Genomic DNA, 25,203 nt, shown 5'->3' on the forward strand with positions numbered 1-25,203 from the left:
TGCAAAGCCCCTGAAACTGCGGGAGTTTCAAGCACCTGATCAACTGCTGGGATCTCACCTCGTTCGCGCAGCGTGCGCGTAGCGCTATCGCTTAGGCACTATTGTTTCAACCCTATTGTTTCAAAATAAACACCGGATCCTGAGCGTTTAATTCAATTCCCTCCTGGTCAAAGAAATCCTTGATCATTTTACGAAGCACTAGCTTAATCAGGCGGTGCTTTCCTGGTTTAACTTTGGTAATGGTTCGTATGGACAGATCAAAATCCCCAAATTCCTCGATTCCATCCACCTTGGTCGGTTCAAGTACCTCGGAATACTTCTCTTTTAACTGGTGTCCCACCTTTTCGATCACCCTGTACACGTGATCGAGGTCAGCATCATATTCTATGCCAACTTCCACTACAGCATAGATATAGTCCTTGGAGTAGTTGGTAATTGAGCCAATATCCCCGTTCCGAATAATATGCATTTGACCATTGAAGTGTCGAATACGGGTAGTTCTCAGTTCAATCGCCTCTACAATGCCCTCGGCTTCCCCTGTCTGGATATAGTCACCTACCAGGTAGTAGTTTTCAAAGAGGATAAAGAATCCACTAACCATATCGTTAATGAGATTCTGCGCCCCCAGACCGACCGCTAGCCCCACAATGCCAGCCCCCGCTAGGATTGGGGTGGCATCAATTTCTATGGTATTGAGGATCAATATACCCGAACCGAAGTAAATCAAGTACTTCAGTAAACTCTCTAGTACCGGAATAATCGTTAACCGCTTCTTTCGCTGCACATCAGTCAGCTTCGGGGAGCTCAGCAGTGCTTCTTCGAGGAACAAATTGGCGATCACGATCAAGCCACGACTCAGGGATATGATACCGATAATTTTGACAGCTTTTGACCCATAGGTGGCTAAGTTAGCAATTATCTCGATCTGCTCAACCACAAGGGTTGCCATGCTAACATATATTACATATTCTAGGCACCGCTTAAAAAAAGGAATCAGATGCCTAATATTGTTATATAATCGCAGGCTATTCTCAGGGCTAGAGTATTCAAGAATCAGGGTGTCTATGCTATCGATAATGATGACGACCGATCTTAGAATCAGCAACCCGATTCCAATAATCAGATAGATGTTCAGAGGAACGTACAGATACTTAGTTGTGGATTCTGGCACTTTCAGAAATTGGATGCACCAGATGACAGACAGCAGCCAGAGTCCAGTGGTGAGGATTTTGGTTAAGTAACTAAAGAAATCCTCAATGCTTTCATCACTAGCAGTGATTTGTTCTAGTTTCTTTGCCCGAACACAGCCATAGTTGAGCAAACGCTGCAAGGGTTTCATGGCGAACGCAACTAGCATCAGAAGGCAGATGCATTTGCCTAACCCAGTGCCAAGGGTTATCCAGAATCCTTTGGGAATATTGCTGACTAACCCGAGTGTGTATTCCTTGAGGTCTTTCCCACGATAGATCAGCCAACCGTTGCCACCAACAATTACAAGGCATAGCGCTATACAACAGATAACGATCAGCGCCTGGAGGTTCCGGCGGAGGTTTCTAGCATTGCTGTTCACCTTTTGGAACCAAGCAACTGTGATCAGTTGCTTGAATAGTATGCCCACCAGCCAGTTGACTAGATAGAAAACTACGATGACCAGGCTGACTTCAGCCAAGATAATAATTATGTTGTTCACTTAACAAATCAGCTCAACCTTTCAGTATAATACAATACTTTACTCATTAAATATTAATTATATTATTAACTACAATTAAATTGATACCACTACAGGAAGGTTAATACACCGCCTCATAGCCATAAGTTCATGAAGGTTTCAAAACGTTTTTCTTGGCAGTGTTCCATGGACAGGAGACGCCTAGGTCGATCTGGGCCATTTGAGCGCAACTTGAGCTGAGATCATCCCTTCAGCTTAACTTCACATTTTTTTAACATTTTATTCATTATTTATCCCTATTTTTACTGATGCTTTATAATCTTTGCTTATAAGGCTTAATGGTCTATTGTTTTATTTAATGAGAACATTAGACAGGTATCTAAACCTGGAAAAGCCAACATTCCGATGAGAGCAACAGAAGTTAACCCTTCCAAAGCTGACTACTGAGAGGCTGATAGCTGAAGGGTTACTAGCTATTAGTTAATCCAATTAATAGCACGGAAGTCCCTGTCATCACCATGAGGATCTTACCTAAAAGCAATTGCTATGGCTCTATTACAGAGAATCGGGAATCGGGAATCGGTAAAACATTCTGTATACCTCATTAATATCAGAACCGCTATTTTAAAAACAAGTAATAGATATAATAAAGTAAAGATAAAAAATAAAATATAAAAACTATTGATTAAATTGCAAAATAGTTTTGTATAAAAGTTTTAAGGAATATTTTGGTTTGTTTAGGCAGGGTTTTTAAAAAAGGTTTAATTGGCTAGACTTAAGTCTATTAATTATTGGTGATTGATCATTTTTGACAAGCCTTTATCCTGTTTTAAATGATGTTATTGACAGTTCTAATTCGTAATTTTTAGAAACCCTTAATAGCCGCCATTGGAACAAGGGCGTGATTGCCCAGTCACGAAGTCAGGTCAGCTTGAACGCGCACCCATGGCCTTTTGGCCAAGGTTAGATAGTTGAAGGTTAGATAGTTGAAGGGTTGATGGTTTGATGGTTGAAAGTTGAAAGTTGAAAGTTAAAGGGTTAAAGTTGAAAGGTTAAAGTTGAAGGTTGATGGTTTGATGGTTAGATTGTTGAAGATTAGAGGCTTAAAAACTGAAAGCCGGATGTATAACTAGCAACCTGTAACGTTAAACATGTAACCTGTAACCTATAATCTAAAATATGCAATGTTTAAATCCCAATATGTAAAACTTAACGTTAAAAATGTAAGCTGTAACGTTAAACCTATAACCTTCAACTTGTAACCTTCAACCTGTAACCTTCAACCTGTAACCTGATAACCTGATAACCTTGGCCTATTGGCCACGGGTGCGCGTTCAACCTGTAACCTGTAATCTGTGACCATTCAACTGATCAGGTGATATATGCTAAAAAAAGCCATCGTATTAGTATCTATCGTACTGCTTGCCTGCGCTACAGTTGTAGCAATCGATACCTTCCAGGGATATCAAGAGAGGATAACCATTGCGATCGCAGCTCCGTTAAGCAATGCTAGTGAATCAGCACAACGCTCAGGCAGAGCAATGGTAGACGGTGCTCAACTTTACATTAATCAAGTTAACAAGGCTGGTGGTGTTAAGGGGAAAAAGTTTAAGCTAGAGGTTTATGATGACCAAGGCAATCCGGATGTGGCACAGCAGGTTGCTCAGAAGATTGCTCAATCAAATGCGATCGCAGTGATTGGTCATTACAGTAGTGGGGTATCTACGGCTGCTGGCGAAGTTTATCAAGACCATAAGATTCCTGCGGTGACCGGCTCAGCTACTGCTGATGGGGTCACCCAATCGAACACTTGGTATTTTCGCACCATTTTTTCTAACAGTGCTCAGGGTACTTTTATCGCCAATTATATCCAAAAAATTCTGGGATCTTCCAATATTAGCCTAGTTTACAGCCCCAGCACTTATGGCTTGACCTTAGGGAAGACTGTTGAAGAGACGTTTCGGCAGTTAGGGGGAGAAGTAGTCAGTAAGTGGGTATTAGGGGATGATATAGACCAAGCCATAGAAACGATTTATCAAGATTTATTGGCTTTAAAAAATAGCGGGAAAGACCCAGGAGTGATTGTGATGACAGCGAATCGCAATCAAGTGGCTGGATTAATTGCCAAAATCAAGAGTTCTGGGATGGATTTCCCCATTTTTGGCGGTGACTCTTTAGCGGAAATATCGCTGGGGCAACGGTTTGAAGACTCCCCAGAGGAGACGAATGAACCAGGCTTCTTTACCAATGGAATTTATGCCATTGCTCCGATTATTTTTGACATTTCTGATGATGGCGGTCAACAGTTCAGAAACGACTTTGAAAAGAAGTATAAACAAGCGCCGGGATGGGTTGCGACTTGCTATTATGATGCGGCAAAAGCCATTGTTGAGGCAATTCAACGCTCTGATATTACCTGGGACGATTTACCGAAAGACCGTTTAATGCTCAAAGAAAGCTTAGCAACTATTAATAGCCAGGAAACGGCATTCAAGGGGGCAACCAGAAATATTTATTTTGACTATTACGGCAATGCAGTAGCACCCGTTTTTGTGGGAACTTTTGATAGAAGAAAGTTTATTTCAGCCTTTAGCCAGCTGCAAATAATCCGGGACTTACGGGCTGTTGCTAATCTGGAAGAACAGCTCGACAGTGGTGAAATTGTAAAGGTTGGTAATAACTATATGGTAAAAACCCATATCGTTTACACCGGGATGGATATCAATGAAATTAGTCACATAGATGAGAAAACGTCATCTTATGTTGTTGATTTTTTCCTGTGGTTTAGGTACCAAGGCGATATTATAGCAGACCAAATCGAGTTTACAAATTATGGCATTGAGCGGCTAGATTCAGGAGAAAAATTGACCTTAAAGGAACCGATAGATACAGATTTAACGGATGGAATTAATTATAAAGTATACCGGGTGAAAGGCGATTTTCATGAAAAGTTTGATTTTCACGATTACCCGTTTGACCATCAGACTCTATCAGCCAGATTTCGACATCTTAACCTAACCCGGGACAAACTAATTTATGTAGTGGACTTCGTGGGAATGCGAGACACCACTACAGAAAAAGTTATCAAAAATTGGAAGAGAGCTAAAGTGTTTGATAAGATTACCGATTGGAGTGTTGAGAATGCTACTTTTTTCCAGGATACGGTGATTAACGATTCGACTTTGGGCAATCGACGATTTATCGATACAGACTTAGATATAGAATACTCCCGATTCAATGTGGTTATTAAAATCAAGCGGGATTTAGTCAGTTTCAGTATCAAGAATCTCTTGCCTCTACTGTTTTTTGTGGTGGTCGGATACCTGTTCATGTTTCTCCCCTTCGATCAGATATCCGTAGAAGCAGTGAGTGGCTTGCTACTAGCGATTGTCTTTTACCATCTGAGCTTGATAGAAGCACTACCGGAGGGGGTTGGCTATGTAGTGGCTCTCGACTATGCCTTTTTTATCGTTTATGTACTCAATGGCTTACAGTTGTTGATGGTGGTGATTGGGAATAGTGAGCGCTTTCAGTCTGGTAAAATCAAGATTAGCAAATTAATGGAGTTTGGAAGAGTGGCGTTTCCAGTGATTTTGGTAGTTTACACGTCTCTTCTGTGTTGGCGGTATTTGTAGCAATTTGTTATAGCGGTTTGCGACTTTATTAAGTACATAGTTCTGGTTTTTTAGGGAGCAGGGAGTAGGGAGCAGGGAGTAGGCAATAGAGCAGTTGGCATTCAATCTAAGTTATTGATTAATCTTTAACAGCTTAAGCTGTTCTGCATTTAAAGTGAAATCAAATAAAAAAGATATATCCCAGTGCCTTTTTGCCTTTTGCCTTTTGCCTTTTGCCTTTTGCCTTTTGCCTTTTGCCTTGCTAAAAAGCATTTTTAATGTGTGATAGCTTACCCTTTGGAGGTAGCTATGGTGAGCTGTTGTAGGGGATCAGAAATTTCTACAGGTAGTGGGGTTGGCTGATGAAGTTGTCGCGTTGACGTGGCAAGACTGGCAACGGAGTAAGCTGTGCGTTTTTGGATGACGTCTAAGGATTCTGGTGGCTTTAGTCGTTGACCTTGTTTGATGACTTGTTCGAGCAGAGGTTGTTCATGATCTTGGCAGGATTCAGCCATCAATCCTAGCCGGTCTTTGATAAGTGTATCTTGGTGAAATTGGCGATAGATTTGCTTGCGTCCTGGATAGGTGACTTTGCTACTGGACTGTTTCATGGTGGGAATGCCATCAATTTCTACTAATTTGTAGACTCCATTGACTGGGTTTCCAGTGACTAGGCGAGTTCCGAGTCCATAACCGTCGATACAAGCACCAGCCTGTTTGAGTCTGGCTATTTCATACTCGTCTAAATCCCCACTGGCAAAAATTGAGACATTGGGTAAATGCGATCGCACTTTTTGGGACAAGGTGACTAAATCCCCAGAATCCAAACGTACTCCAGTCACTTGGATTTCTCCAGCTGCGATTCGTTTAGCCAGATTCTTAGCGGCTGCTACAGTATCGTAGGTATCTATTAATAAGGGAGCATTGGGAAAATAGCGATAAAAGGCCGTAAAAGCATCCTGCTCACTTCCAGATACTGCTGTGATCGCCATGACCAAAGCATGAGCCATGGTTCCTTTAGGCTGACATCCTAATTTCAGGGCTGCTAATACATTAGATGTGCCATCCAACCCACCTGCTATAGCTGCTCGTGCTGCCCACAAGGATGCCTGAGGACTAAAGGCTCGTCGAGTGCCAAATTCTAGTAAGGTAGCCTCGGCCCCCGCCACATCTCTTAGCCGTGCTGCCTTAGTGGCTATCAAGGTCTGATAGTTAATTGTATTGAGTAGGTAAGTTTCTACTATCTGTGCTTGCCACAGAGGAGCATCCACCCGCAACAACGGTTCATTAGCAAATATTGCTGTTCCCTCAGGCACTGCCCAGACATCACCAGTGAAGCTTCCTTCTGCTAAGAGTGACCAAAACTGTTCCGGTGCTCCCTGAAAAATGTCTGTTTGTTGTAATGCGTCTAGTGCCTGGGGACTAAAGCGAAACTGTTCCAGGTAGTCGAGTACCTGGGCGAGTCCCATAGCAATCAAGTAACCAAAGCCATTAGGTAAACGTCGCGCAAATAGTTCAAAGGAGGCTGGTTTTTGGGCTAAGCCTTCACCACTATAACAGGCTGTCATGGTCAGCTGATACAGGTCAGTTAATAAGCTATAGTCCTCAGGTGTAGGTATTAATTCCTGGTGTTTATCATTCATGGTAGTACTGTTTAAGGAGTAATGTTTAACATAAGGTAAAGGAACTTTAAATAGGTACAGATTTGTTAACAAGCCTCTCAAAATTACCAAACAAATCTTAGTGATTAGTCAAGCTTGAGAAAAGTATTGCAAATATTGCCAAACAAATATTACTAACCTGCCACCAAATCGATAATTCTCGATAAGATTAAGTACACCAAGACAAAAACGTCTTTCAGTCTTTACTGAGAGTTAATACTCAATAATTTGAGAACAGCAATTTGATGAGAGCATGGCAGTAATCGTGAACCACCATAAAATGTAAAGGTTCGCGCTAATTATAGCCACTGCTGTTTTCAACTCTAACTCAACTAATTCAGGAGAGCAATTTTATGAGTTTTTACAAACTATTGGAAAGCAGTATTCAATATCTTTCTGAAGCAGTAGCTAGGATTTTTGGACCTAATGATGACATTTATCCTGCTATTGGTGTTCAACCCTTTAGCGGTGACCCCTTTGAGCAGAAAGAGGCATCTTGGTAAATTCTTCGGTAAATTCTTCGATTTTAGCTAGAATTTGAACGCTAGTTATAGTGGTTCTTGCTGGAATACACAACACCCTTAGGGGCGCACAGCGTGCGCCCCTAAAGCTAATGTGGAGTTGCCTATTGACGGGATGATTTAAGCTGGAAGCGAACACTGTGATCGAGGTAACGTGGTAATGTAGCGGTTCTCATAACTCCCGCCTCCCGACTCACCACTCACGACTCCCAATAACTCAGGCGTTGCGAATTGTCTAGTGGTTTACCGTGACAAAATTGCTTTCACCTTTGCTTTAAACATTTCAAACTCTTCTGGTGTTGGTTGAACTTGCTGCCAACTTTCCCGTTGCTGTAAAGCTGTTTGCCAATTTTGCACTGAGGGATAGTCAGCTAAAGACACGCCGATCTTGCTCAGAAAATATACCGACAAACCGGCGACAATATCGGCTACCGTAAATTGCCCTTCTACAAAGTAGTTTTTATCGCCCAATTTTTCGCTATAAAATTTCATCACTGTGGCAACTTGTTTTTGAGCTTGTTCTAATTTTTTGGCTTCTACTTCAATCTCCAAATTATGGCGCATGAATGTTACGATAGCAGGAGCAAGCTCATTGACGTTGAGCAGTTCTATCATCCTCACTGTAGCAATAGCTTGGGGGTCAGTGGGCATAAGAGCAGGAGTTGGATATTTAGCTTCTAAATAATCTAAGATGGCTAAGGATTCTATCACTTTAAATCCATCATCGATTAGGACTGGAACGTGATGAAAAGGATTGATTTCAATAAATTCTGGCGTAAATTGATCACCATCTAATTTTATTTCAACAGGCTCAAATTCAATCTGTTTTTCTAATAAAGCAATCCATACCCGTCGGGCATTGTTGGACATAGGATTATTGTAAAACTGTAACATTAACTCAATTCTCGCTTACTATCAACGTTTGATTTATTCTTAGTTTAATATCTACTATCAAGCACAGGGTCATAACTTGAGCTATTTCAAGAGCCTTCAACCCAAGCTGAGGATTTGACCTAAAAAGAACCCTACTGCTGCACTACCGATAGGAACTGTGAGATTATCAATACCGAACTTGGAGAAGGCTTCTAATACTGTGGCAAAGAATGCGATCGCAATTGACATCAACCAGGTTTGCCAGACATTACCTTGAACAGCGAAAAGGATCAGGCTACTTACTACATAGCTAGTTGCCGCCATGGTCCCAGACCCTTCCCAGCTTTTTTGCATCCCCCAAGCCTGATAGGGATGTTGGCCAAATTTCTGACCAATCAGTCCTGCCAGTCCATCCCCCCATGCCATCACTAAAATCCCAATAGCGGCATACTGGAATTGTTCTAAGGGCCAAAACCAGGCAATCACGACACCAATACTGACAGCATAGAAGAAAGTGCCTAGGCTTTTGCGCCCAACGCTGTTAATACCAGGCAAAATAGGAATGTAATAGGACAAAAGAGCGATCGCACCAGCGATAACTGAAGCCAAAATACCTACCCAGCCAGGTATTTGTAGCCACCAAGCCACTAAAATCACGTTACCCGTGCCAATGTGAACAATTTTACGGGTAATTTCTGAATCCCTGGCGGTGCGCTGATGTAGGGTTTCCGCCAGCAGTACAATCGCACCGAGACCGACAGCAATCAGTGCAATTTGCAGCCATAGGGTTGGAATTGATTCTATCGAGGGTACAGAATTAAACAAGGATTTGATGGCAGCATACTGTAAGACCTATTTATTACTGTATTAGATGGGGTGACCATTACATGAAATTTTTACTTATTTGGCTAATTCGAGGCTATCGAGCGTTTATTTCCCCCCTATTTCCCCCAGTCTGTCGCTTTCAACCAACCTGTTCCCAGTATGCTATCCAAGCGATTGAGCGGTTTGGTGTCTTTCGGGGCGGTTTGCTAGGCATTCGCCGTATTCTACGGTGTCATCCTCTCTATCCAGGAGGTTATGATCCCGTGCCTGACGTTTATCCTAATGGTAATAGCGATAAATCTAGAAGTGTTGAACAGGGAACAGGGAACAGGGAACAGGAAACAGGGAACAGGGAACAGGGAACAGGGAAAAAGTAGTGACTCTTGTGGTTTGAGTATGCTGAAAAAACTGAGAACTGCTATAACTTATGAAACCTTATCAGCAAATCCCAATTGTAGAGTGTGGAGAACCCCTCATCCCCATTCCCTTAGAAAAATTTGCCGCTCGTACCCCTCACCCCTACCAAAAACTGGGGGCACCTTATGGTAAGGCTTCCCCTTATTATCTGCGCGAGAGTGTGATAGAAGCACTCTTTGTGGCTCAAAGCCAACTCCAACAGCAGCATCCAGGTTGGCGCATCCAGATTTTTGATGGCTATCGACCGCTGGAAGTCCAACAATTCATGGTTGACCATACCTTTGCCCAAGTAGCTCAGGCGCAACAACTCAACCCAAGCACCCTATTGGAACAACAACAGCAAGCCATTTGGGAACAAGTTTATCAATTTTGGGCAGTACCGAGCTCTAACCCCATGACTCCACCCCCTCACAGTACAGGTGCTGCGTTAGATATTACCCTGCTGGATGCCACCGGTGAAACCATTGATATGGGCTCTGAGATTGATGAAGTCTCACCACGCTCCCATCCCAATTATTATGCCAATCAGCAAGACTTGCCTTATCACTACAATCGACAGCTGTTAAAAAATTTAATGTACTCGGCTGGGTTCCGGTGTCATCCTAGAGAGTGGTGGCATTTTTGCCTCGGAGACCAAATGTGGGCTTGGCTGCGCAATCAAGAGGATGCAAGCAATACCTTTATGGCACGATATGGTGCTGTTGAGTGCGTCAGTGGCTAATCCTGAGTCTTGAGTCGGAGAGTGGGGAGCATCCTATGTGGGGAGCGTCCTATGTGGGGAGCGTGGTGATAGCTCAGTTGCTGCTAAGCTAGTTTAGCAGTGAATTATGGTGGAATTAGTTATGAAGTAGCTCCAAAAATCCTAGAAATACGCCATTGTTTCTTCCCACTTTTGCCTCTGTTGACCCTCCTGCTATCTGTGCCTGGCATTAAAGCAAAATGAGATTAGATATCCTATAAAAACAGTTAAAAAAAACGATTACCTAAGGAAAAATCCTAATTATGATAGCACCTAAGCAAGTATACGTCCTATTATTTAATGCCCGGACAGAAAACGAGGGAATTCACACTATCCAAATTGACGATCGCCAAACGGTATTGATGTTTGAAGAAGAAGACGATGCTACCCGCTTTGCTTTATTGCTCGAAGCCCAGGATTTCCCAACAGCAACCGTGGAAGCTATCGATCTAGAAGAGATTGAAGAGTTTTGCCAATCGGCTGGTTATGACTCGGAGTTGGTTACTGAAGGAATGTTGGCCATGCCACCGGAAACAAATCTAGAAAAGACTGATTGGCAACCGGACATCAAGAAAACCGAACAACCAGAACTATCAGATCTAGAGCGCATTCGCCGTCAGTTGGAAAATTTATTGTAAGCTGATAAAAATTTGAGGAATACTTTTTAACTTTCTACCTTGAACCGTTAACCAAACAACCTACCTGAAACCGAATACGGGGCGAACAACGTTCAACCAAACAACCTACCCGACACCGAATACGGGGCGAACAACCTTGGCCTTTAGGCCAAGCGTTCGCTATTCAGCGGGACTCTCGGCAAAGCCGACGCTACGCGAACGTCCATCGCGTTCAACCAAATAACCTTCAACCCTTCTACCAATGACTAAATAATATAATGCAAAATTTAGAACAACGGGGACATCTGCTGACCGAACAGATTAATCCCAATAGTCAGAACCTTGACCAGCTGACATCCCTAGAGTTAGTGGATCTGTTTAATCAAGAAGATACCAAAACCCTAGATGCGATCGCAGCAGCTAGTAGCCAGCTAGCTCAAGCCATTGACTGCACAGCAAAGGCATTGCGTCAAGGAGGATGCCTCTTCTACGTGGGAGCTGGTACCAGTGGACGCTTGGGAGTCCTCGATGCTGCCGAATGTCCCCCCACCTTTTGTACACCCCCAGACCTAGTCCAAGGGATCATTGCTGGAGGAGCAGGGGCATTGGTGCGGAGTTCTGAAGATTTGGAAGACCGGCAGGAAGATGGTGCAAAAGCGATCGCCCATCGCCGGGTACATGACCTAGATGTGGTGGTAGGCATTACCGCAGGTGGAACCACACCCTTTGTCCACGGCGCACTCCAAGAGGCACGAGGCCGGGGCGCAACCACGATTGCGATCGCTTGTGTCCCCCCTGAACAGGTCAGTATTGATGCTGATATTGATATTCGGCTGCTGGTTGGTCCAGAAATCTTAGCTGGCTCTACTCGCCTCAAAGCCGGTACTGTCACTAAAATGGCCTTGAACATCCTTTCCACTGGAGCCATGGTAAAGCTTGGCAAAGTCTACGGCAATCGCATGGTAGATGTGGCAGTGACCAACAAGAAACTTCATGACCGAGCCCTGCGCATCCTCAAAGACCTGACCAACCTCAGCCGAGAAGACTGCGCTCATTTACTAGAGCGCAGTGGAAGGCAGGTAAAACTAGCGCTACTAATGTACTGGACAGGATTAGACCAGCTAGAGGGAGCCAGCTTCCTACAGCAAAACCAAAGTGATCTCAGGACCGCTCTCCAAAGTTGGAAACAAACTAGTACTCCATCAAAATTAAATTGATAATGTTTAACGGATCACAGACTACTGTCACTTTGGTAATCATACTCGTAGCCCTTGGTGTTCTAGGTTGGGGCTATAACCGCGCTCGTTCTTACGGCAAGCTAGGAATTTTAGCCTGGTTGCAGTCAGTAGTCTTGACAGTGCCCTGGCTATTATTCTTTGGCTTAGTCAGCATCGGAATTTACCTGAATATCGTTGGGATCCTATTTCTGCTAGTCGCTTCCACCGGCCTATACATCTACTTGGGCAGGCTCTTACGTGCAGCAGGTCAAGATGAGGTTTGGCGGGAGCGTGCCACCAAACTGTTCGAGGAGCAACAACAAAGCAAGGATGCCCAAAAGTCTGAGGAGCAAGATACTGCAGCTTACAAAAATTTAACTGCCGTATCCGAGGGTCCGAATACCACCAGGATCGGAGTAGCTACAATTCCTGATGAAGACCTACAACTTATTAAAGGGATTTTTGGGATTGATACGTTCTTTGCTACGGAAACTATAAAATATCAGGAAGGGGCAATTTTTACAGGGAATCTGCGGGGAAACGATGCAGAATTGGTACATTCTCGTTTGTCAGCTAATCTAGAGGAAAAATTAAGCGATCGCTATCGGCTATTTTTAGTCGATAATCCAGAAGGGAAACCAGTTGTCATTGTATTACCCAGTACCAATGACCCGCGAACCACTACAGTTGCGCAAAAAATATTAGCCCTGGTTCTGGTAATTGCCACATTTTTCACCACTTTAGAAGTATCTGGGTTACTGCTTGACTTTGATTTATTCAGTGAACCCCAACGGTTTCGGGAAGCCTTACCGATTACCATCGGAATTTGGATAGTTCTGATTACCCATGAACTCGGTCACTGGTGGCAAGCCAAAAGTCACGACATTCGCCTCAGCATACCCTTTTTCCTGCCCAGCTTGCAAATCGGCTCATTTGGTGCTATGGTTCGCTTTGAATCCTTATTACCAAATCGAAAAGTATTATTTGATATTTCTATAGCTGGACCAGCCGTAGGTGGTGTAGTGTCTCTACTGATGCTGATTTCAGGATTAGTCCTTTCTCATCAAGGCAGTGCCTTTCAGGTGCCAGCAGAGTTCTTCCAAGCGTCCATTTTAGTCGGAGGACTGGCAAAGTTAGTGCTCGGTAGTGCTCTCCAAGAGCCTTTAGTAGATCTTCACCCTCTGACCATTGTTGGTTGGCTAGGTTTAACCATAACAGCCTTGAACCTAATGCCAGCAGGACAACTAGATGGTGGGCGAATTGTCCAAGCTATCTACGGACGAAAAACTGCTCGACTTACTACCATTGCCACCTTAGTAATTTTGGGGATTCTGGCCTTAATCAATCCAGCCAATCCCATAATTTTGTACTGGGGAATCTTGATTTTGTTCTTGCAGCGGAGTTTAGAACGTCCTAGCCTCAATGAAATTACCGAACTCGATGATACTCGAGCATTGTGGGGGTTATTGGCATTATTTTTAATGGTCGCAACTCTGATTCCCATTAATTCAGCTTTGGCAGGAAGGCTAGGAATTGGGGGCTAATTTCAAGGGTTGAACGCGCACCCGTGGCCAATAGGCCAAGGTTGTGAAGTTGTGAAGTTGTGAAGTTGAAAGTTGTGAAGTTGAAAGTTGTGAAGTTGAAAGTTGTGAAGTTGAAAGTTGTTAGCCTAGGGTGGCCTATTGGCTAAGGTTGAACGGTTGAACGCGCACCCGTGGCCAATAGGCCAAGGTTGAGCGTTGCTGATTCTGGGTATGGTTTTGCCCCCCTAGCCCCCCTAGCGAGCAATCCCTCCCTTGGGGGGAACAAAACTCTCAAGCGATGCAGAGGTGCGACCCGTGGCGAATTTAATTACGGGTCAAACGCACCATTACGGTCTTGGGGAGGCAGTGCGGTCTTGGGGAGGCAGCGCCGACCTGCGGGGGTTTCCCCCATGAGCAACTGCCGTGGTTTCCCCCATGAGCGACTGAATCAAGACAAGTCCCCCGAGCGAGGGATTGCTCGCTCGGGGGATTTAGGGGGCTCTCATAAAACCAGATAATCGCCCATTCATTCTTTAATTCAGCAACCCCAAGCATTCATCCCTTAGCTATTAGCTGATAGCTGATAGCTGATCGCTGAATGCTTACAGAGTAATGGTGAAAAAGCGATGCATTGCTATTCCATCAAATCCCAAACTTGTTGATCTTAACTAGTTTAAGTATCACTATGGAATCTACTTCCAAAATTAACCAATTTACACTTCTCCGTGAGACCTTAATTAAATTCACTTACCAGGTATTTCAACAAAGCAAAACTTTTTTTAGTATTGCTCATATAGCGATTAGAGCCCGCTTGAGAAATATTTTTTTTCCAGAACTAAAAAAAATAAGGCAACCCCTTTCTAAACAACTCTTACTTGAGTTCGCAAAAAGACGAAAAAATCTGGGTGAAGCTGATTGGCAAGATGCGCAAAAGGGCGTGTATCCAGTTGGTACATTATTCGATAATCCTTGGCAGGATTTTTTCCGTTACTATCCAGAAGTTTGGAGAGATATTCCAAAAATTTGGTCAAGGTGGCAACGAAAGGAATATCAAACGTTTTCTCCTGAGATTGAGCTGCAAGGTTATCCGCCCTACTACCTGCAAAATTTCCACTATCAGACAGACGGTTACTTAAGTGATATGTCGGCTAATCTGCTACGGAAAACTGACACAACACGGTATAAACCGTATTAATGTTCCCTTCCTGCTTCTTTCCAGTTACCTGGCATTTCATAGGGTGTCGGCACTTCCTATTCCACAGGCTCAAACCGAGTAGCTCTCGGCGTATCGTTCTAAATTGAGGCTAGCATTATAATCACGATCTCGAACTTCACCGCAAGCTTCGCAATTAAAAACTCGTTCTTTGAGTGGCATTTCCTGGATGTGGCCACAACTTGAACAGGTTTTTGTTGATGGATAAAATCTATCCACAAACACTGTTTTTGATCCGTACCACTCCGACTTGTATTCGACTTGACGACGAATTTCATACAAAGCCGAATCAGCAATGGCACCCGCTAACTTAGGGTTTTTAAGCATACCGGAAATATTCAAATCTTCTAACCCAATGACTGCGTGGTTTTTGCAAAGCCAACAGGTTAACTTGTGAATGGCATCTTTCCGGATGTTAGCGATACGCTGATGAGTTTTAGCCAGTCTTAGCTTGGTCTTATTTCTGTTTACAGAACCAACTTGTTTTCTAGATAGTTCTCGTTGAAGTCGAGTTAATTTTTTCTGAGCTTGCTTATAGGCTCTAGGGTTAGGAAATACGGTTCCATCAGAGCAAGTCGCTAAAACTTTAACCCCAACATCTACACCTAGATATTCTCTGGACTTTGGGGTATATTCAGGCTCAAATTCGTAGGCTACCGAAATATACCAAGAATCGGCTACTCGACTGATTGTGATTCGCTTTGTCTGGATTTCAGGTATTGGTTCATAGGTACTAACCCATCCCAAACAAGGAAGTTTTAACCGAGTCCCTGAAAACTTCATGAGCTTACCGCAATTATCTAGGGTAAAGCTATCATTTCTACCTTTTTTCTTAAACTTAGGATGTTGAGCAATCCCTTGAAAAAATCGACTAAATGCTTCTCCTAAGTGCCTGAAAGCAAATTGGTAAACCCTAGAACTTAATGTGGACTGCCAGGTATACTGAGGCTTCACATGATGAGTATAAAACTTTTTCAACTTATTGGCTGAAGGCTTGAGTCCAGCTAATGCGGCTTCCTTCCACAGGTTTAAAGCCCAGTTCCATACCCACCTAGAATACCCAGCGTGTTGAGCCATCAAGGTTTTTTGTTTGTTATTCAGTTTTAACTTGGTCTTGAAGGCTCGTTGCATAAGTCGGGATGATTGATTTTTCCATCGGGCTAGTGTGCTGACGTTAACGCCATGATCCTGATCAGCTTTTGGTTGGTTTGAGGTACTTAGTCACCTAACTACAATTAACAACATACTGATAGTATCGTGTTGTACCTTAAATCGTCAACTAAGTTATTACTCTACGACTTGCAGGTAGAAATCCTGTTTTATGGTGCAGCAGATAGTATGCGTCGGCAAATTCTTGGTCCAATCAACCAAGGATTAAATGTCTTTGCTTCTGTAGCACCGGACCAAATCAAGGTTTTAGACGTAGGTTGTGGGACGGGACGAACCCTAAAATTCCTTCGCGCTACCCTAACTAAAGCATCTTTATTTGGGGTTGACCTCTCCCCCACTTATCTACGCAAAGCCAACCAACTACTTTCAAAAAACCCTGAAGAATTGCCTCAACTCATGCAGGCTAATGCCGAAAAATTACCTTACCCAGATAATTATTTTCACGGCATAAGCAGTGTATTTCTCTTCCATGAATTACCACCAGCAGCTCGTCAGCGAGTAATTGAAGAATGTTTCCGAGTCACTAAACCAGGGGGAGTATTGACTATCTGTGATTCGATGCAACTATTGGATTCTCCTGAGTTCAAGGTATCGATGGAGAATTTTATGGCTATTTATCACGAGCCTTATTACAGAAATTATATCACAGATAACTTAGTCGAACGTCTCGAAAAAGCTGGCTTTGAACAGGTCGCAACTAAAAATCACTTTGTTAGTAAATATTGGATTGCTCGGAAGCCGAAAACTAGATCTGATTGTTGAATGGGCACTTATGCTTAGAGATTAGTAAAAATAGCTGCTTCGGGATGCTTATGACCCAGACTATACTCCAGAAGTGGGGGAACTTTTCAGAGTTGCTTGCCCTTTGTAGGGTCTAAAAAAACCATAAGACTTGCCTGATAACCACCATCGACAGCTGTTAAAAAATTTAATGTAATTGGCTGGGTTCCGGTGTCATCCTAGAGAGTGGTGGAATTTTTGCCTCGGAGACCAAATGGACGTCAGTAGAAATGCTGAAGCATTCGATAGGACTGTTAGTGGATTACCTGAAGTTAGCCGGAGGTGCCGGTGCCACCGAGGCAAATACCTGTCTATCCCTGATTCATCCCGTAATTCAGTAACGCCTTGGAGTTTAGTCATTTCTATGTTGAATTGGAGAAGCAAACATGCTCAATCTGCATAAGAAGTACGAAGTTCAGAATGTTCAACAAAATCGTTCAGAACACGACTCTTTTACATTGAAAAGGTACGAACAATTCTTCAGTTTTGTTCAGAAAGAAGCTGTAAATATTCTTGACGTAGGTTGCAATACGGGTAGAGGTGGATTACGTTTGAAGGAGTTGAACCCGAACCTGACATTATTTGGTCTTGATTGTGTACAAGAAAGATTAGATGTTTTGCCTGAGTGCTATTCACAAAAAGTCTATGGTCTTTCAACAGACATACCTATGGAAGATCGATTTTTTGATGTAATTACTGCTGGTGAGTTTCTTGAACACCTGTATCCTGCCGATGTAGATCAAACATTATGTGAATTCCAAAGAGTGTTGAAGATTGGCGGAAGACTGTTGCTTACCACTCCCAATCCTAATTACATAAAAAATAAAATCATTGGAATGTCAGTATACGGTGTCAGCCATTTAACTCAGCATTTTCCAGAAGTTCTGCGATTGAGATTGCAAATGCATGGATTCTCAGGGGTTAAATTATATGGATCAGGTAAGGTATCCCAGTATTTAGGTTGGCATTTTCCGTTGATGTCAATCTATGGTAGCTATCTCGTTGTAGCAAATAAGTACTGAGCAGGCTAAGAGGTTGTCTGAGAAGTCTCATTTGCTACATCAAAGCCCCCTAAATCCCCCAATTTTGCGGTGCGACCCAAGGGCGATTTACTCGCCCATTGGAAAGCGCACCGGAAGGGACTTTTAGCCGCAAATTGATTCTTGTTCCCCCCAGAATTGGGGGGCTAGGGGGGCAAAATTCAGTATCAAAAAACTTGGGAGATATCCTCTAAGATTCCCGGGGTGCATCTCACTGTCAGCCATGCAAAGTGCGAGTGGGGGAAACCCCCTCAGGTCGGCCCATCCCTCGCTTTTGCAATTAGGCAAAAATTCCCGCGAAAATTCCCGCGCCCCCGCCCCACACTTCCCACACTTCCCCTTCTTTTTTACAAATATGAGATGCACCCTCCCACTCTCCCCCTAGTAGTCCTGATCGAAAATGTAGCCAAATTCCGAAAAATCACCCTTCTCGATTTCCAGCACCAAGAACCAAAATTGAAAATAAATAGTGAAAATAAATAGTACCCCCAAAGGGTACTGTCAATGTCCGACAGCTATAGAACACTAGAATTATCAGTTCATCAGGTTGTTCAGGAATTGGGGTGAGGGAAATATGGCCAGTAATCAAGAACGTTCTTACGATGTCATTGGCTTTGGTGATGAAGTTCCAGGTATCTTAGCGCTGATCGCTGCAGGGAAAGAGTATCGCCGCCGGACAGGTAAGTATCCACGCATTCTGTTAATGTCCAAAGGCAGTAAACATGAAGGTGTTGGTGGTCATCTGGTCAGGGGAGGTCTTGCTTACCTTGATCGCTGCCAGATTCCTCGTAACCTGCGTAAATCCCTCAAGCTCGGCACCTTTGGCTCACCCCCTACCCTCTACAAAGAATTTTTACAGCGCTCAGGTGTTACCTTAATTGCTCTTGACCCCCGCAAAGCTGATGCCGCCCTCAAGAAAATGATGCAAGAAGCAGGTGTGGCTCTGATCCGGGAAGTCAAGATTGCATCAGTGATTAAAAACGGTCCAAAGCTAGCTGGCATCAAGTTAGCCAGAGGGGAAACCTATTTTGGCAAGCAATTTATCGATTCCACAGTCAATGGAGAATTAGCCCAAGCGGCTGGAGTTAGGAAACTAAAAGGATTTAACACCTTTGGCTTGCCCGAATCTGAACTACCAGTCACTCTAGTATTTGAAACTGAGGGACTCAGTATCAGAAGACTAAAGCAGGTAGAGTATGCCTATCTCAAGCGCTTCGCTAATCCTGCTGATCAAGAAGCTCAACGGTGGTTAAAGCAAGCTGCTGGGTCTGATGCTCAGTTTGCTGAACGACTCAGGAAGAATATGAGAGACCCCAGGGGTAATCTGAAAACCATGTGGGTGGGTAAGGATTACATCGACATTCGCTCCCCAGCCCTATCCGTAGCTTACCACTCCTTTAGAGGTAAGACCTTCTCTCTAGCAAAAAGTGGTGTCATCCTCGATGAAGGCAATGTGGCAATTCTTCCAGGGGGTAGGCTTTCCTGGAATGCTCTCCTCTGTAAGGTCAATGGCACTGAAGCAGAGGAATTAGCTCAAGCAGGTGCTAAACCCTCTGCTAAGATTCTCGAAGAGATGAATTTCGTTGAAACTTGGCTCAAGAGTATCGGAGCGAAAGCCGTTAAGCCAGCATCTGAGCTTTATATCCGCCATGCAGGGAATATTACTGGTGTGGTAGACCCTCTCTATGGATCCCAAATGCTATTAGGTGGCACACCCAATTGGTCCGCTTTGGGAACCTTTGGCTATCATTTTGATGTGCGCGGGGGTATCGAAGGTCTTGGTAACAGAGCCTCTGAGAACGGGTTTAAAAGTGTAAGTTTTAGTAAGCCAATTTTCAACATTGGCATCCAGCATGCCCAAATTAAGGCAGTTCCTAATTTAGCCGTTGTCAGTCCTGGTTCTGGGTTTCAAGGGTTTGCTTCATCCGCTGGTAGAATTGTGGAATTTAATGCTGGTGTTGGTCAGGCATTGGGGATAGCTGCCATTACTGCCCTTCTTTCTGGCAGAAACCTAAGTAATGTATCCAACTCTGAGGTCAGAAAAGTACTTTTAAAAACTAAGCAACTTCCTCGCGTCTATGGATATGCTAATAATAATGAAGCTAGGAAATTGAAGAATTTCGAGTCTTTATTAGTGCTGGTTTGAGAGACTTTTGATAAAGTAAATGTTAAGAAAGTAATTATTCGCTGACTATTGCTCGATTTATGTTCTAGGGTTGATCATAGCTATGATCAACCCTAGAAAACACTTCTGAGTGGGTGAAAATTTGCCTGCAAGCTTTGTGTGGTAAGGGGATGTACTGAATTTTTAGTTGTCTCTTCGCCAGAGTGTTTTACTGATAAGCAGTCTAACAATTAAGTGAACGTGAGTCTGGTTAATTTCTGATTAAATGAATCTTGAAAACTTATCTTTTTCAGAAAAGACATTCCTAGTAACAGGTGCAGGAACGGGAATCGGCTACTCTATTGCCGATAGCCTGATCGCCAACCAAGCAAAAGTTATGCTGCACTGCAATTCCCATATTGACTCAGCCAAGGAACTGGCATCCAAGGCAAACACTGATTGTGTTGTAATTCAAAAAGATTTATCCCAGCCCCAAGCAGGACAAGAATTAGTGGAGGAAATTCTTAATCTGGGATATGCCATTGATGGTGTTGTGAATAATGCCGCCATCATGACCGAACTCAGCTTGGATGATCATCCCTCAGTCTGGGAAGAGAAATGGATCGAAACTCTTCAGGTTAACTTGATTGCTGTTAGTTCCATCACCCGACGGGCTATAGAACACTTTAAGTCCAAGGGAGGAGGAATTATTGTTAACATCTCTAGTCGTGCAGCTCATCGTGGTGACACCCCAGAGTATATACACTATGCAGCCTCCAAAGCAGCACTGAGTAATTTAACTAAAAGTATTGCTCGAAACTTCGCTGCTGATGGCATACTAGCCTATTCTATTTGTCCGGGCTTTGTTGATACCGAAATGGCTGCGGAATTTAGCCAAAACTATCCTCTCTCTGAGATTGTATCCGGTATTCCCCTACAGCGAATCGCCCAGCCAGAGGAAATTGCTGCAATGGTGGTTTTCCTCTTGTCCGGACAAGTCCCCTCGGCAACTGGAACCAACATTGATATTAATGGAGCTTCATACGTCCGCTAAAGTGCAGCAGAGAAGTGGTGTTAGGTTTGAGGTGTTAGGTTTGAGGTGTTAGGTTTTAGGTTTGAGGTAAAACGCTAATTTTTTTTCTTCTCCTTTAGTTTTTCCATCAGACTGTTGAGCATTCTTCCTATTTCATCGCTTAACTCTAAAACGGGCTGTAACTCAGAGTTTTTAAGATAAGATAATCTGCCAGTAATTAGCAAATGTGTTTCCAATTCTTTGAGAGATCCATTAGCTATGGAGAGATGGTCAACAACTCACCGCTAAGTCCTTCAGACTATAGCGGGAGCTTGTAAAAAGCTCATAGTTGACCAGACTAAGCTCTAAGCGAGCTACGTTATCTAGCTCATGACACCTACAAATGCGTGCCAGTTTGTAGCAACTGTCGTACAGCTTTAAACAGGTGTAGCGAGTTAAGCCAGTGAGCTGTACCGAACAAAGCTAGATAACATTGTCTAGGCAAACTTTACCCACATTGTGGAGTGTTCAAAGTAATGCGAGTTTTCGTTCTAGATCAAAATAAGAAACCACTGGATCCATGCCACCCGGCACGAGCAAGAGAGCTATTGAACATGGGAAGGGCTAAAGTATTTAAACGGTACCCATTTACAATTGTATTAAAAGACAGGATTTTAGAAAAATCTGTCACTCATTCACATCGTTTAAAGATAGACCCTGGTAGTAAAACAAGCGGGATGGCTATTGTTCAAGAAGAAACAGGACGTGTCACAAGCGCCTTAGAAATATCTCACAGGGGACAACAGATTAAGAATTCTCTAGACTCTCGCAGGGCATTAAGGAGAGGTAGACGCAACCGTAAGACTCGATATCGCAAACCTCGTTTTTTGAACAGAACTGGTAGACAAGGATGGTTACCCCCATCTCTTGAAAGCCGAATTAACAATATTGAGACTTGGGTGAAACGAATTAGAAAAGTCTGTCCGATTAGCGCTATTTCTCAAGAGTTAGTCAGGTTTGATTTGCAGCAAATGCAAAACCCTGAAATTAGCGAGGTTGAATATCAACGCGGTGAGTTATTCGGCTTTGAGGTCAAGGAATACTTGCTTGCCAAATGGGGAATAAAATGTGTCTACTGCAACGCTGAAAACACCCCATTGGAAATAGAACACATTGTCCCCAAATCAAAAGGAGGTTCTAACAGAGTAAGCAATCTCACCTTAGCTTGTAGACCTTGTAATCAGAAAAAAGGTAACAAATATGTAGAAGATTTTTTAAGTAAAAAGCCTGAACTCTTGAAGAAAATTAAGGGGAAAACCAAGACTTCACTTAAAGACGCGACTGCGGTTAATACTACCCGATGGGAATTGTATAGAAGACTTCAAGAAACCGGGTTACCTGTAGAAGTAGGTTCTGGGGGACTGACCAAATTTAACCGTAAGGTCAGAATGATTGAAAAACACCATTGGACTGATGCTTCTTGTGTTGGTAAATCAACACCTGAGCGGCTACTTATCAGGGGAATAAAACCGCTGTTAATTGCAGCTAAAGGACACGGAACTAGGCAGCGTTGTCGTCCTAACAAATATGGGTTTCCGAAAGCTCACGCTCCAAAAGCTAAGTTTTTTCAGGGTTTTCAAACAGGTGATATTGTTAAAGCTGATGTCATCAAAGGTAAGTTTGCTGGTCAATATGTCGGACGTATTGCAATTCGCTTTAGACCTAGCTTTACCCTTCAACTACCAACTCAAAAATTTGACGTACATCCCAAATACTTGAAAACTATTCACAAGGCTGACGGCTATGAATATCAATCTTGAAAATAAGGATACCCTATCGGGTAGTTTACTAGAAGCGCGGCAATTCCCCTCCCGCTAACCCGTGCCGGGTATAACGGGAGTCCCCTTGCCGCATCTCAGATGGATATAGTCTCCCAAATGCTGTCTCCCTTTGCCCTCAGCGATATTAGCTGGAATCGAAACAGCAGCTCGTTGAATTTGGCTGCTCAGTCCATAAATCTCAGTTTTTGGTAACTTAGAAGTAAGTTTGTAGCATAGTACAACCAAGTCCATTGCCCGATTCCAAACCTTTAAGTCTCGATAACTCTTAACTTCGAGCACCCTGATCACCTTTTTTGTTTAGTCGTTATCTAAAACCTAACACCTAACACCTCACACCTCACACCTCACACCTAACACCTAACACCTAACACCTAACACCTCAATTGAATTCAGCAACGCCTCAATTCGATTTCTTCCAATCCTCTATATCTGGTGCTTTCACAAATTCAGGAAACATGACCTCAAAACCCCTCTCACGCTTAGAAGCTGGTTCATCACTCATATTTAACAAGGTTTCATAGAAGAAAAACGACACACCAGCAAATCCCCGCAGTCGGACAGCATCGACTTGCCGCTGAATTTGTGATACCGGAACTAAACGAGTTCTGAGACCACTTAAAATGCCAATTCCTACCGGAATATGACTCCTTGCTCTTTTGAGTTCTGTCTGGTCTAATTCCGATATGAAAGTGCTGAAATTATCTCGATAAATCTGGACAATTAGTTCTTCTACCAAACCCCGTTGTTCCCAAGTTGCCCAATCAGCTAAAAAGAATTGGTAAGAAAAACGCTGGGGATTAGGAGATAGGGAAATAATCACATCATTGTTACTGTCTTGAACATTGTCTTTAACTGCTCGAAACAGCTTGGTTAGGAAATCCGTAATTTTATTTGCTCGCCAGCGTACCCATTCCTGATCCTTTGGGTCAGTGGGAGGAGATTTACCTTGGTGTTCTTTTTTGTACAATTCTACTGTGAAATCATCGTAACCAAAGGTCACTGGCAACCCAAAGTGGTCATCGAATTGGATACCATCAACATCATAGTTGCTGACAACTTCGATAACTAAATCTTGAATAAATTGCTGTACCTCTGCTTTAAAAGGATTGAGCCAAACAATCTCTTGTAGTCTTTCATCCTCTGGCTCTAACCCTTTAGTAGTTTGAGTCTTGACCCCATCTTTAGTTTGGGTCAGCCAATCTGGGTGGCGTTTGGCTAATTCAGAATAAGAAGGTGCTTTGAAGCCAAATTCAAACCAGGGAATAACTCTCAAACCATTGTCATGTCCCACCTCGACAATCTCTTTGAGAACATCTCGTCCTCCCTGCACCCCCTTCTTTGGGTCAAATAAGTCTTTCTCTAACTCCGTCGATATTCGTGCTTCCAGTCCCACTACCCGTTTAGCAACTTGAGACGGATATAGTGTATAACCCCAATTCCACACTGTAGGATATACCGTGTTAAAGTTCAGCTCCTTAAGTTTTTCTAGGCTATCCCTTACTGCTCTAGTAGACAACAGTACCTCACTATCAATATTTGTCAGCCATACCCCTCTTAACTCCGCTTCAGAAGAACCAGGAGTTGGTGGCTCAACCTTAGCAATGTATTGATTAGGAATCAATCCAGTGGTTTGGGTAGCTTGGCACAAGAAAGCAGCTACCTCAGCTCGACTAGCTTGTTGGTTAGGTTTCAATTGCTTCACATTAGGGGGATTGACCACAATCTGATTTTCCGTAGCTGCTGCGATCGCATTTTGGGCATAGTTCGGAATTGCCGTAGCATCAGTAAACGCTGCCTTTAAAGTCTCTACGGAAGGCTTGACCGGTTTATACTTCAATCCACTAGCTAAAGATACTAAGGCTTGGACACGAGGGATATTTTGTTTAGGGCGGAAAACTCTACCAGGATAGCCAGCCAAAAATCCCGTTTTATCAGCATTACGAATAGCCTGATTAGCCCAGTAATTAGTTGGTACATCTACGAATTTTTGGTCACTGCGCACTTGAGGAGCACTAGGGAAAGCCTTCAGAAGCAGTGCAGCAAATTCAGCTCTGGTGATCGGAGCATTCGGTTTAAAGGTACCATCTGGGTAACCCCTGATAATATTTTGTTGTGCTAATTTAGTGATACACGGCTGTGCCCAATAATTGTTTGGGACATCTCTAAAAGTGCTACTGGCGTAGGATGGGGAAAGCTGCCATAGAGGAATTATCATCCCGATCACAAATAGCAAAATCCACCAACCCTGACGTTTAATGGTTTGCTGAAAGGAAACCAGTCTATTTACCAAGGCTATAGGCCAGAGTTTGAGTAACGGTTTCATTGGTTGAACAAGCTCCGGGTGACGGTGTTAGGTTAATCAGGATT

At 43.3% G+C, this 25,203-nt stretch carries 21 protein-coding genes and 1 pseudogene; 14 read left to right on the forward strand and 8 right to left on the reverse strand.

The genetic code is table 11. The annotated features are described in order from the left end of the window. Nucleotides 1-112: 112 nt before the first annotated feature. Nucleotides 113-1,690, reverse strand: a complete 1,578-nt coding sequence (locus BJP34_RS34765) for a mechanosensitive ion channel family protein (protein WP_070396274.1) — start codon at nucleotides 1,688-1,690, stop codon at nucleotides 113-115. 1,361 nt (nucleotides 1,691-3,051) lie between these two features. On the opposite strand from BJP34_RS34765, the gene BJP34_RS34770 reads away from it, so the two are divergent. Next, nucleotides 3,052-5,304: an ABC transporter substrate-binding protein gene (locus tag BJP34_RS34770; RefSeq protein ID WP_070396275.1), complete on the forward strand. Its 2,253-nt coding sequence runs from the start codon at nucleotides 3,052-3,054 to the stop codon at nucleotides 5,302-5,304. A gap of 269 nt (nucleotides 5,305-5,573) precedes the next feature. Here the strand turns inward: BJP34_RS34770 and BJP34_RS34775 are convergent, their stop codons facing one another. Further along, nucleotides 5,574-6,926, reverse strand: coding sequence for a nicotinate phosphoribosyltransferase (locus BJP34_RS34775; RefSeq protein WP_070396276.1), 1,353 nt, complete (start codon nucleotides 6,924-6,926; stop codon nucleotides 5,574-5,576). Between the two features lie 371 nt (nucleotides 6,927-7,297). Here BJP34_RS34775 and BJP34_RS45890 point away from each other — a divergent pair, with 371 nt between their 5' ends. Continuing rightward, on the forward strand, nucleotides 7,298-7,447 hold the full coding sequence (locus tag BJP34_RS45890) for a hypothetical protein (RefSeq protein ID WP_168166540.1): 150 nt from the start codon (nucleotides 7,298-7,300) through the stop codon (nucleotides 7,445-7,447). Between the two features lie 261 nt (nucleotides 7,448-7,708). Here the strand turns inward: BJP34_RS45890 and BJP34_RS34780 are convergent, their stop codons facing one another. Further along, nucleotides 7,709-8,359 (reverse strand): glutathione S-transferase family protein, encoded by a 651-nt coding sequence (locus BJP34_RS34780; RefSeq protein ID WP_070396277.1) that lies wholly within the window; start codon nucleotides 8,357-8,359, stop codon nucleotides 7,709-7,711. Between the two features lie 96 nt (nucleotides 8,360-8,455). Next, a complete protein-coding gene (locus BJP34_RS34785) occupies nucleotides 8,456-9,163 on the reverse strand; it encodes a diacylglycerol/polyprenol kinase family protein (protein ID WP_070396278.1) in 708 nt (235 codons plus the stop codon). A 62-nt stretch (nucleotides 9,164-9,225) separates the two neighbouring features. Here BJP34_RS34785 and yidD point away from each other — a divergent pair. From yidD to BJP34_RS34820, 7 genes and pseudogenes are all read left to right on the forward strand, one after another. Then, nucleotides 9,226-9,432: pseudogene (gene yidD / locus BJP34_RS34790) on the forward strand (membrane protein insertion efficiency factor YidD); the annotation flags it as partial. Between the two features lie 158 nt (nucleotides 9,433-9,590). After that, the gene (locus BJP34_RS34795; RefSeq protein WP_070396280.1) at nucleotides 9,591-10,301 is read left to right on the forward strand and encodes a M15 family metallopeptidase; all 711 of its coding nucleotides are present in this window, start codon (nucleotides 9,591-9,593) and stop codon (nucleotides 10,299-10,301) included. Nucleotides 10,302-10,582: 281 nt separating this feature from the next. Next, nucleotides 10,583-10,957, forward strand: coding sequence for a DUF3110 domain-containing protein (locus tag BJP34_RS34800; protein ID WP_070396281.1), 375 nt, complete (start codon nucleotides 10,583-10,585; stop codon nucleotides 10,955-10,957). Between the two features lie 257 nt (nucleotides 10,958-11,214). Further along, on the forward strand, nucleotides 11,215-12,153 hold the full coding sequence (gene murQ, locus BJP34_RS34805) for an N-acetylmuramic acid 6-phosphate etherase (protein WP_070396282.1): 939 nt from the start codon (nucleotides 11,215-11,217) through the stop codon (nucleotides 12,151-12,153). Nucleotides 12,154-12,155: 2 nt separating this feature from the next. Further along, the gene (locus tag BJP34_RS34810) at nucleotides 12,156-13,697 is read left to right on the forward strand and encodes a site-2 protease family protein (RefSeq protein WP_070396283.1); all 1,542 of its coding nucleotides are present in this window, start codon (nucleotides 12,156-12,158) and stop codon (nucleotides 13,695-13,697) included. A 170-nt stretch (nucleotides 13,698-13,867) separates the two neighbouring features. After that, on the forward strand, nucleotides 13,868-14,194 hold the full coding sequence (locus BJP34_RS45255) for a hypothetical protein (RefSeq protein WP_070396284.1): 327 nt from the start codon (nucleotides 13,868-13,870) through the stop codon (nucleotides 14,192-14,194). A gap of 167 nt (nucleotides 14,195-14,361) precedes the next feature. Then, the gene (locus tag BJP34_RS34820; RefSeq protein WP_070396285.1) at nucleotides 14,362-14,871 is read left to right on the forward strand and encodes a hypothetical protein; all 510 of its coding nucleotides are present in this window, start codon (nucleotides 14,362-14,364) and stop codon (nucleotides 14,869-14,871) included. A 69-nt stretch (nucleotides 14,872-14,940) separates the two neighbouring features. Here the strand turns inward: BJP34_RS34820 and BJP34_RS34825 are convergent, their stop codons facing one another. Next, the gene (locus BJP34_RS34825) at nucleotides 14,941-16,020 is read right to left on the reverse strand and encodes an RNA-guided endonuclease InsQ/TnpB family protein (protein WP_070396286.1); all 1,080 of its coding nucleotides are present in this window, start codon (nucleotides 16,018-16,020) and stop codon (nucleotides 14,941-14,943) included. Between the two features lie 126 nt (nucleotides 16,021-16,146). Between BJP34_RS34825 and BJP34_RS34830 the strand changes: the two genes are divergently transcribed. From BJP34_RS34830 to BJP34_RS34850, 4 genes are all read left to right on the forward strand, one after another. After that, nucleotides 16,147-16,821, forward strand: a complete 675-nt coding sequence (locus BJP34_RS34830) for a class I SAM-dependent methyltransferase (protein WP_324610997.1) — start codon at nucleotides 16,147-16,149, stop codon at nucleotides 16,819-16,821. A gap of 404 nt (nucleotides 16,822-17,225) precedes the next feature. Continuing rightward, nucleotides 17,226-17,861: a class I SAM-dependent methyltransferase gene (locus tag BJP34_RS34835; RefSeq protein ID WP_070396287.1), complete on the forward strand. Its 636-nt coding sequence runs from the start codon at nucleotides 17,226-17,228 to the stop codon at nucleotides 17,859-17,861. Between the two features lie 592 nt (nucleotides 17,862-18,453). Continuing rightward, nucleotides 18,454-20,025 (forward strand): FAD-dependent oxidoreductase, encoded by a 1,572-nt coding sequence (locus BJP34_RS34845; protein WP_070396289.1) that lies wholly within the window; start codon nucleotides 18,454-18,456, stop codon nucleotides 20,023-20,025. Nucleotides 20,026-20,269: 244 nt separating this feature from the next. Beyond that, nucleotides 20,270-21,037: an SDR family NAD(P)-dependent oxidoreductase gene (locus tag BJP34_RS34850; protein WP_070396290.1), complete on the forward strand. Its 768-nt coding sequence runs from the start codon at nucleotides 20,270-20,272 to the stop codon at nucleotides 21,035-21,037. 74 nt (nucleotides 21,038-21,111) lie between these two features. Here the strand turns inward: BJP34_RS34850 and BJP34_RS38210 are convergent, their stop codons facing one another. Then, complete coding sequence (locus BJP34_RS38210) at nucleotides 21,112-21,276, reverse strand: four helix bundle protein (protein ID WP_267876634.1); 165 nt, start codon at nucleotides 21,274-21,276, stop codon at nucleotides 21,112-21,114. 255 nt (nucleotides 21,277-21,531) lie between these two features. Here BJP34_RS38210 and iscB point away from each other — a divergent pair, with 255 nt between their 5' ends. Beyond that, nucleotides 21,532-22,815, forward strand: coding sequence for an RNA-guided endonuclease IscB (gene iscB, locus BJP34_RS34855; protein ID WP_070396291.1), 1,284 nt, complete (start codon nucleotides 21,532-21,534; stop codon nucleotides 22,813-22,815). 54 nt (nucleotides 22,816-22,869) lie between these two features. On the opposite strand, the gene BJP34_RS34860 is transcribed toward iscB, so the two are convergent. Further along, nucleotides 22,870-23,115, reverse strand: a complete 246-nt coding sequence (locus tag BJP34_RS34860) for a four helix bundle protein (RefSeq protein ID WP_083305504.1) — start codon at nucleotides 23,113-23,115, stop codon at nucleotides 22,870-22,872. Nucleotides 23,116-23,236: 121 nt separating this feature from the next. Then, complete coding sequence (locus tag BJP34_RS34865) at nucleotides 23,237-25,159, reverse strand: glycoside hydrolase family 10 protein (protein WP_070396292.1); 1,923 nt, start codon at nucleotides 25,157-25,159, stop codon at nucleotides 23,237-23,239. Nucleotides 25,160-25,203: the final 44 nt, after the last annotated feature.

The sequence above is a fragment of the Moorena producens PAL-8-15-08-1 genome (genome assembly GCF_001767235.1).
In the GTDB taxonomy this organism is placed as follows: Bacteria; Cyanobacteriota; Cyanobacteriia; order Cyanobacteriales; family Coleofasciculaceae; genus Moorena; species Moorena producens_A.

Coding starts and splice junctions, on each gene's coding strand:
- BJP34_RS34800 (WP_070396281.1), top strand. CDS start 10,583: ATGATAGCACCTAAGCAAGTATACGTCCTATTATTTAATGCCCGGACA.
- BJP34_RS34810 (WP_070396283.1), top strand. CDS start 12,156: ATGTTTAACGGATCACAGACTACTGTCACTTTGGTAATCATACTCGTA.
- BJP34_RS34845 (WP_070396289.1), top strand. CDS start 18,454: ATGGCCAGTAATCAAGAACGTTCTTACGATGTCATTGGCTTTGGTGAT.
- BJP34_RS34865 (WP_070396292.1), bottom strand. CDS start 25,159: ATGAAACCGTTACTCAAACTCTGGCCTATAGCCTTGGTAAATAGACTG.
- BJP34_RS45890 (WP_168166540.1), top strand. CDS start 7,298: ATGAGTTTTTACAAACTATTGGAAAGCAGTATTCAATATCTTTCTGAA.
- BJP34_RS34780 (WP_070396277.1), bottom strand. CDS start 8,359: ATGTTACAGTTTTACAATAATCCTATGTCCAACAATGCCCGACGGGTA.
- iscB (WP_070396291.1), top strand. CDS start 21,532: ATGCGAGTTTTCGTTCTAGATCAAAATAAGAAACCACTGGATCCATGC.
- BJP34_RS34795 (WP_070396280.1), top strand. CDS start 9,591: ATGAAACCTTATCAGCAAATCCCAATTGTAGAGTGTGGAGAACCCCTC.
- BJP34_RS34835 (WP_070396287.1), top strand. CDS start 17,226: ATGCTCAATCTGCATAAGAAGTACGAAGTTCAGAATGTTCAACAAAAT.
- BJP34_RS34825 (WP_070396286.1), bottom strand. CDS start 16,020: ATGCAACGAGCCTTCAAGACCAAGTTAAAACTGAATAACAAACAAAAA.
- BJP34_RS34775 (WP_070396276.1), bottom strand. CDS start 6,926: ATGAATGATAAACACCAGGAATTAATACCTACACCTGAGGACTATAGC.
- BJP34_RS34820 (WP_070396285.1), top strand. CDS start 14,362: ATGGAATCTACTTCCAAAATTAACCAATTTACACTTCTCCGTGAGACC.
- BJP34_RS34850 (WP_070396290.1), top strand. CDS start 20,270: ATGAATCTTGAAAACTTATCTTTTTCAGAAAAGACATTCCTAGTAACA.
- BJP34_RS34770 (WP_070396275.1), top strand. CDS start 3,052: ATGCTAAAAAAAGCCATCGTATTAGTATCTATCGTACTGCTTGCCTGC.
- murQ (WP_070396282.1), top strand. CDS start 11,215: ATGCAAAATTTAGAACAACGGGGACATCTGCTGACCGAACAGATTAAT.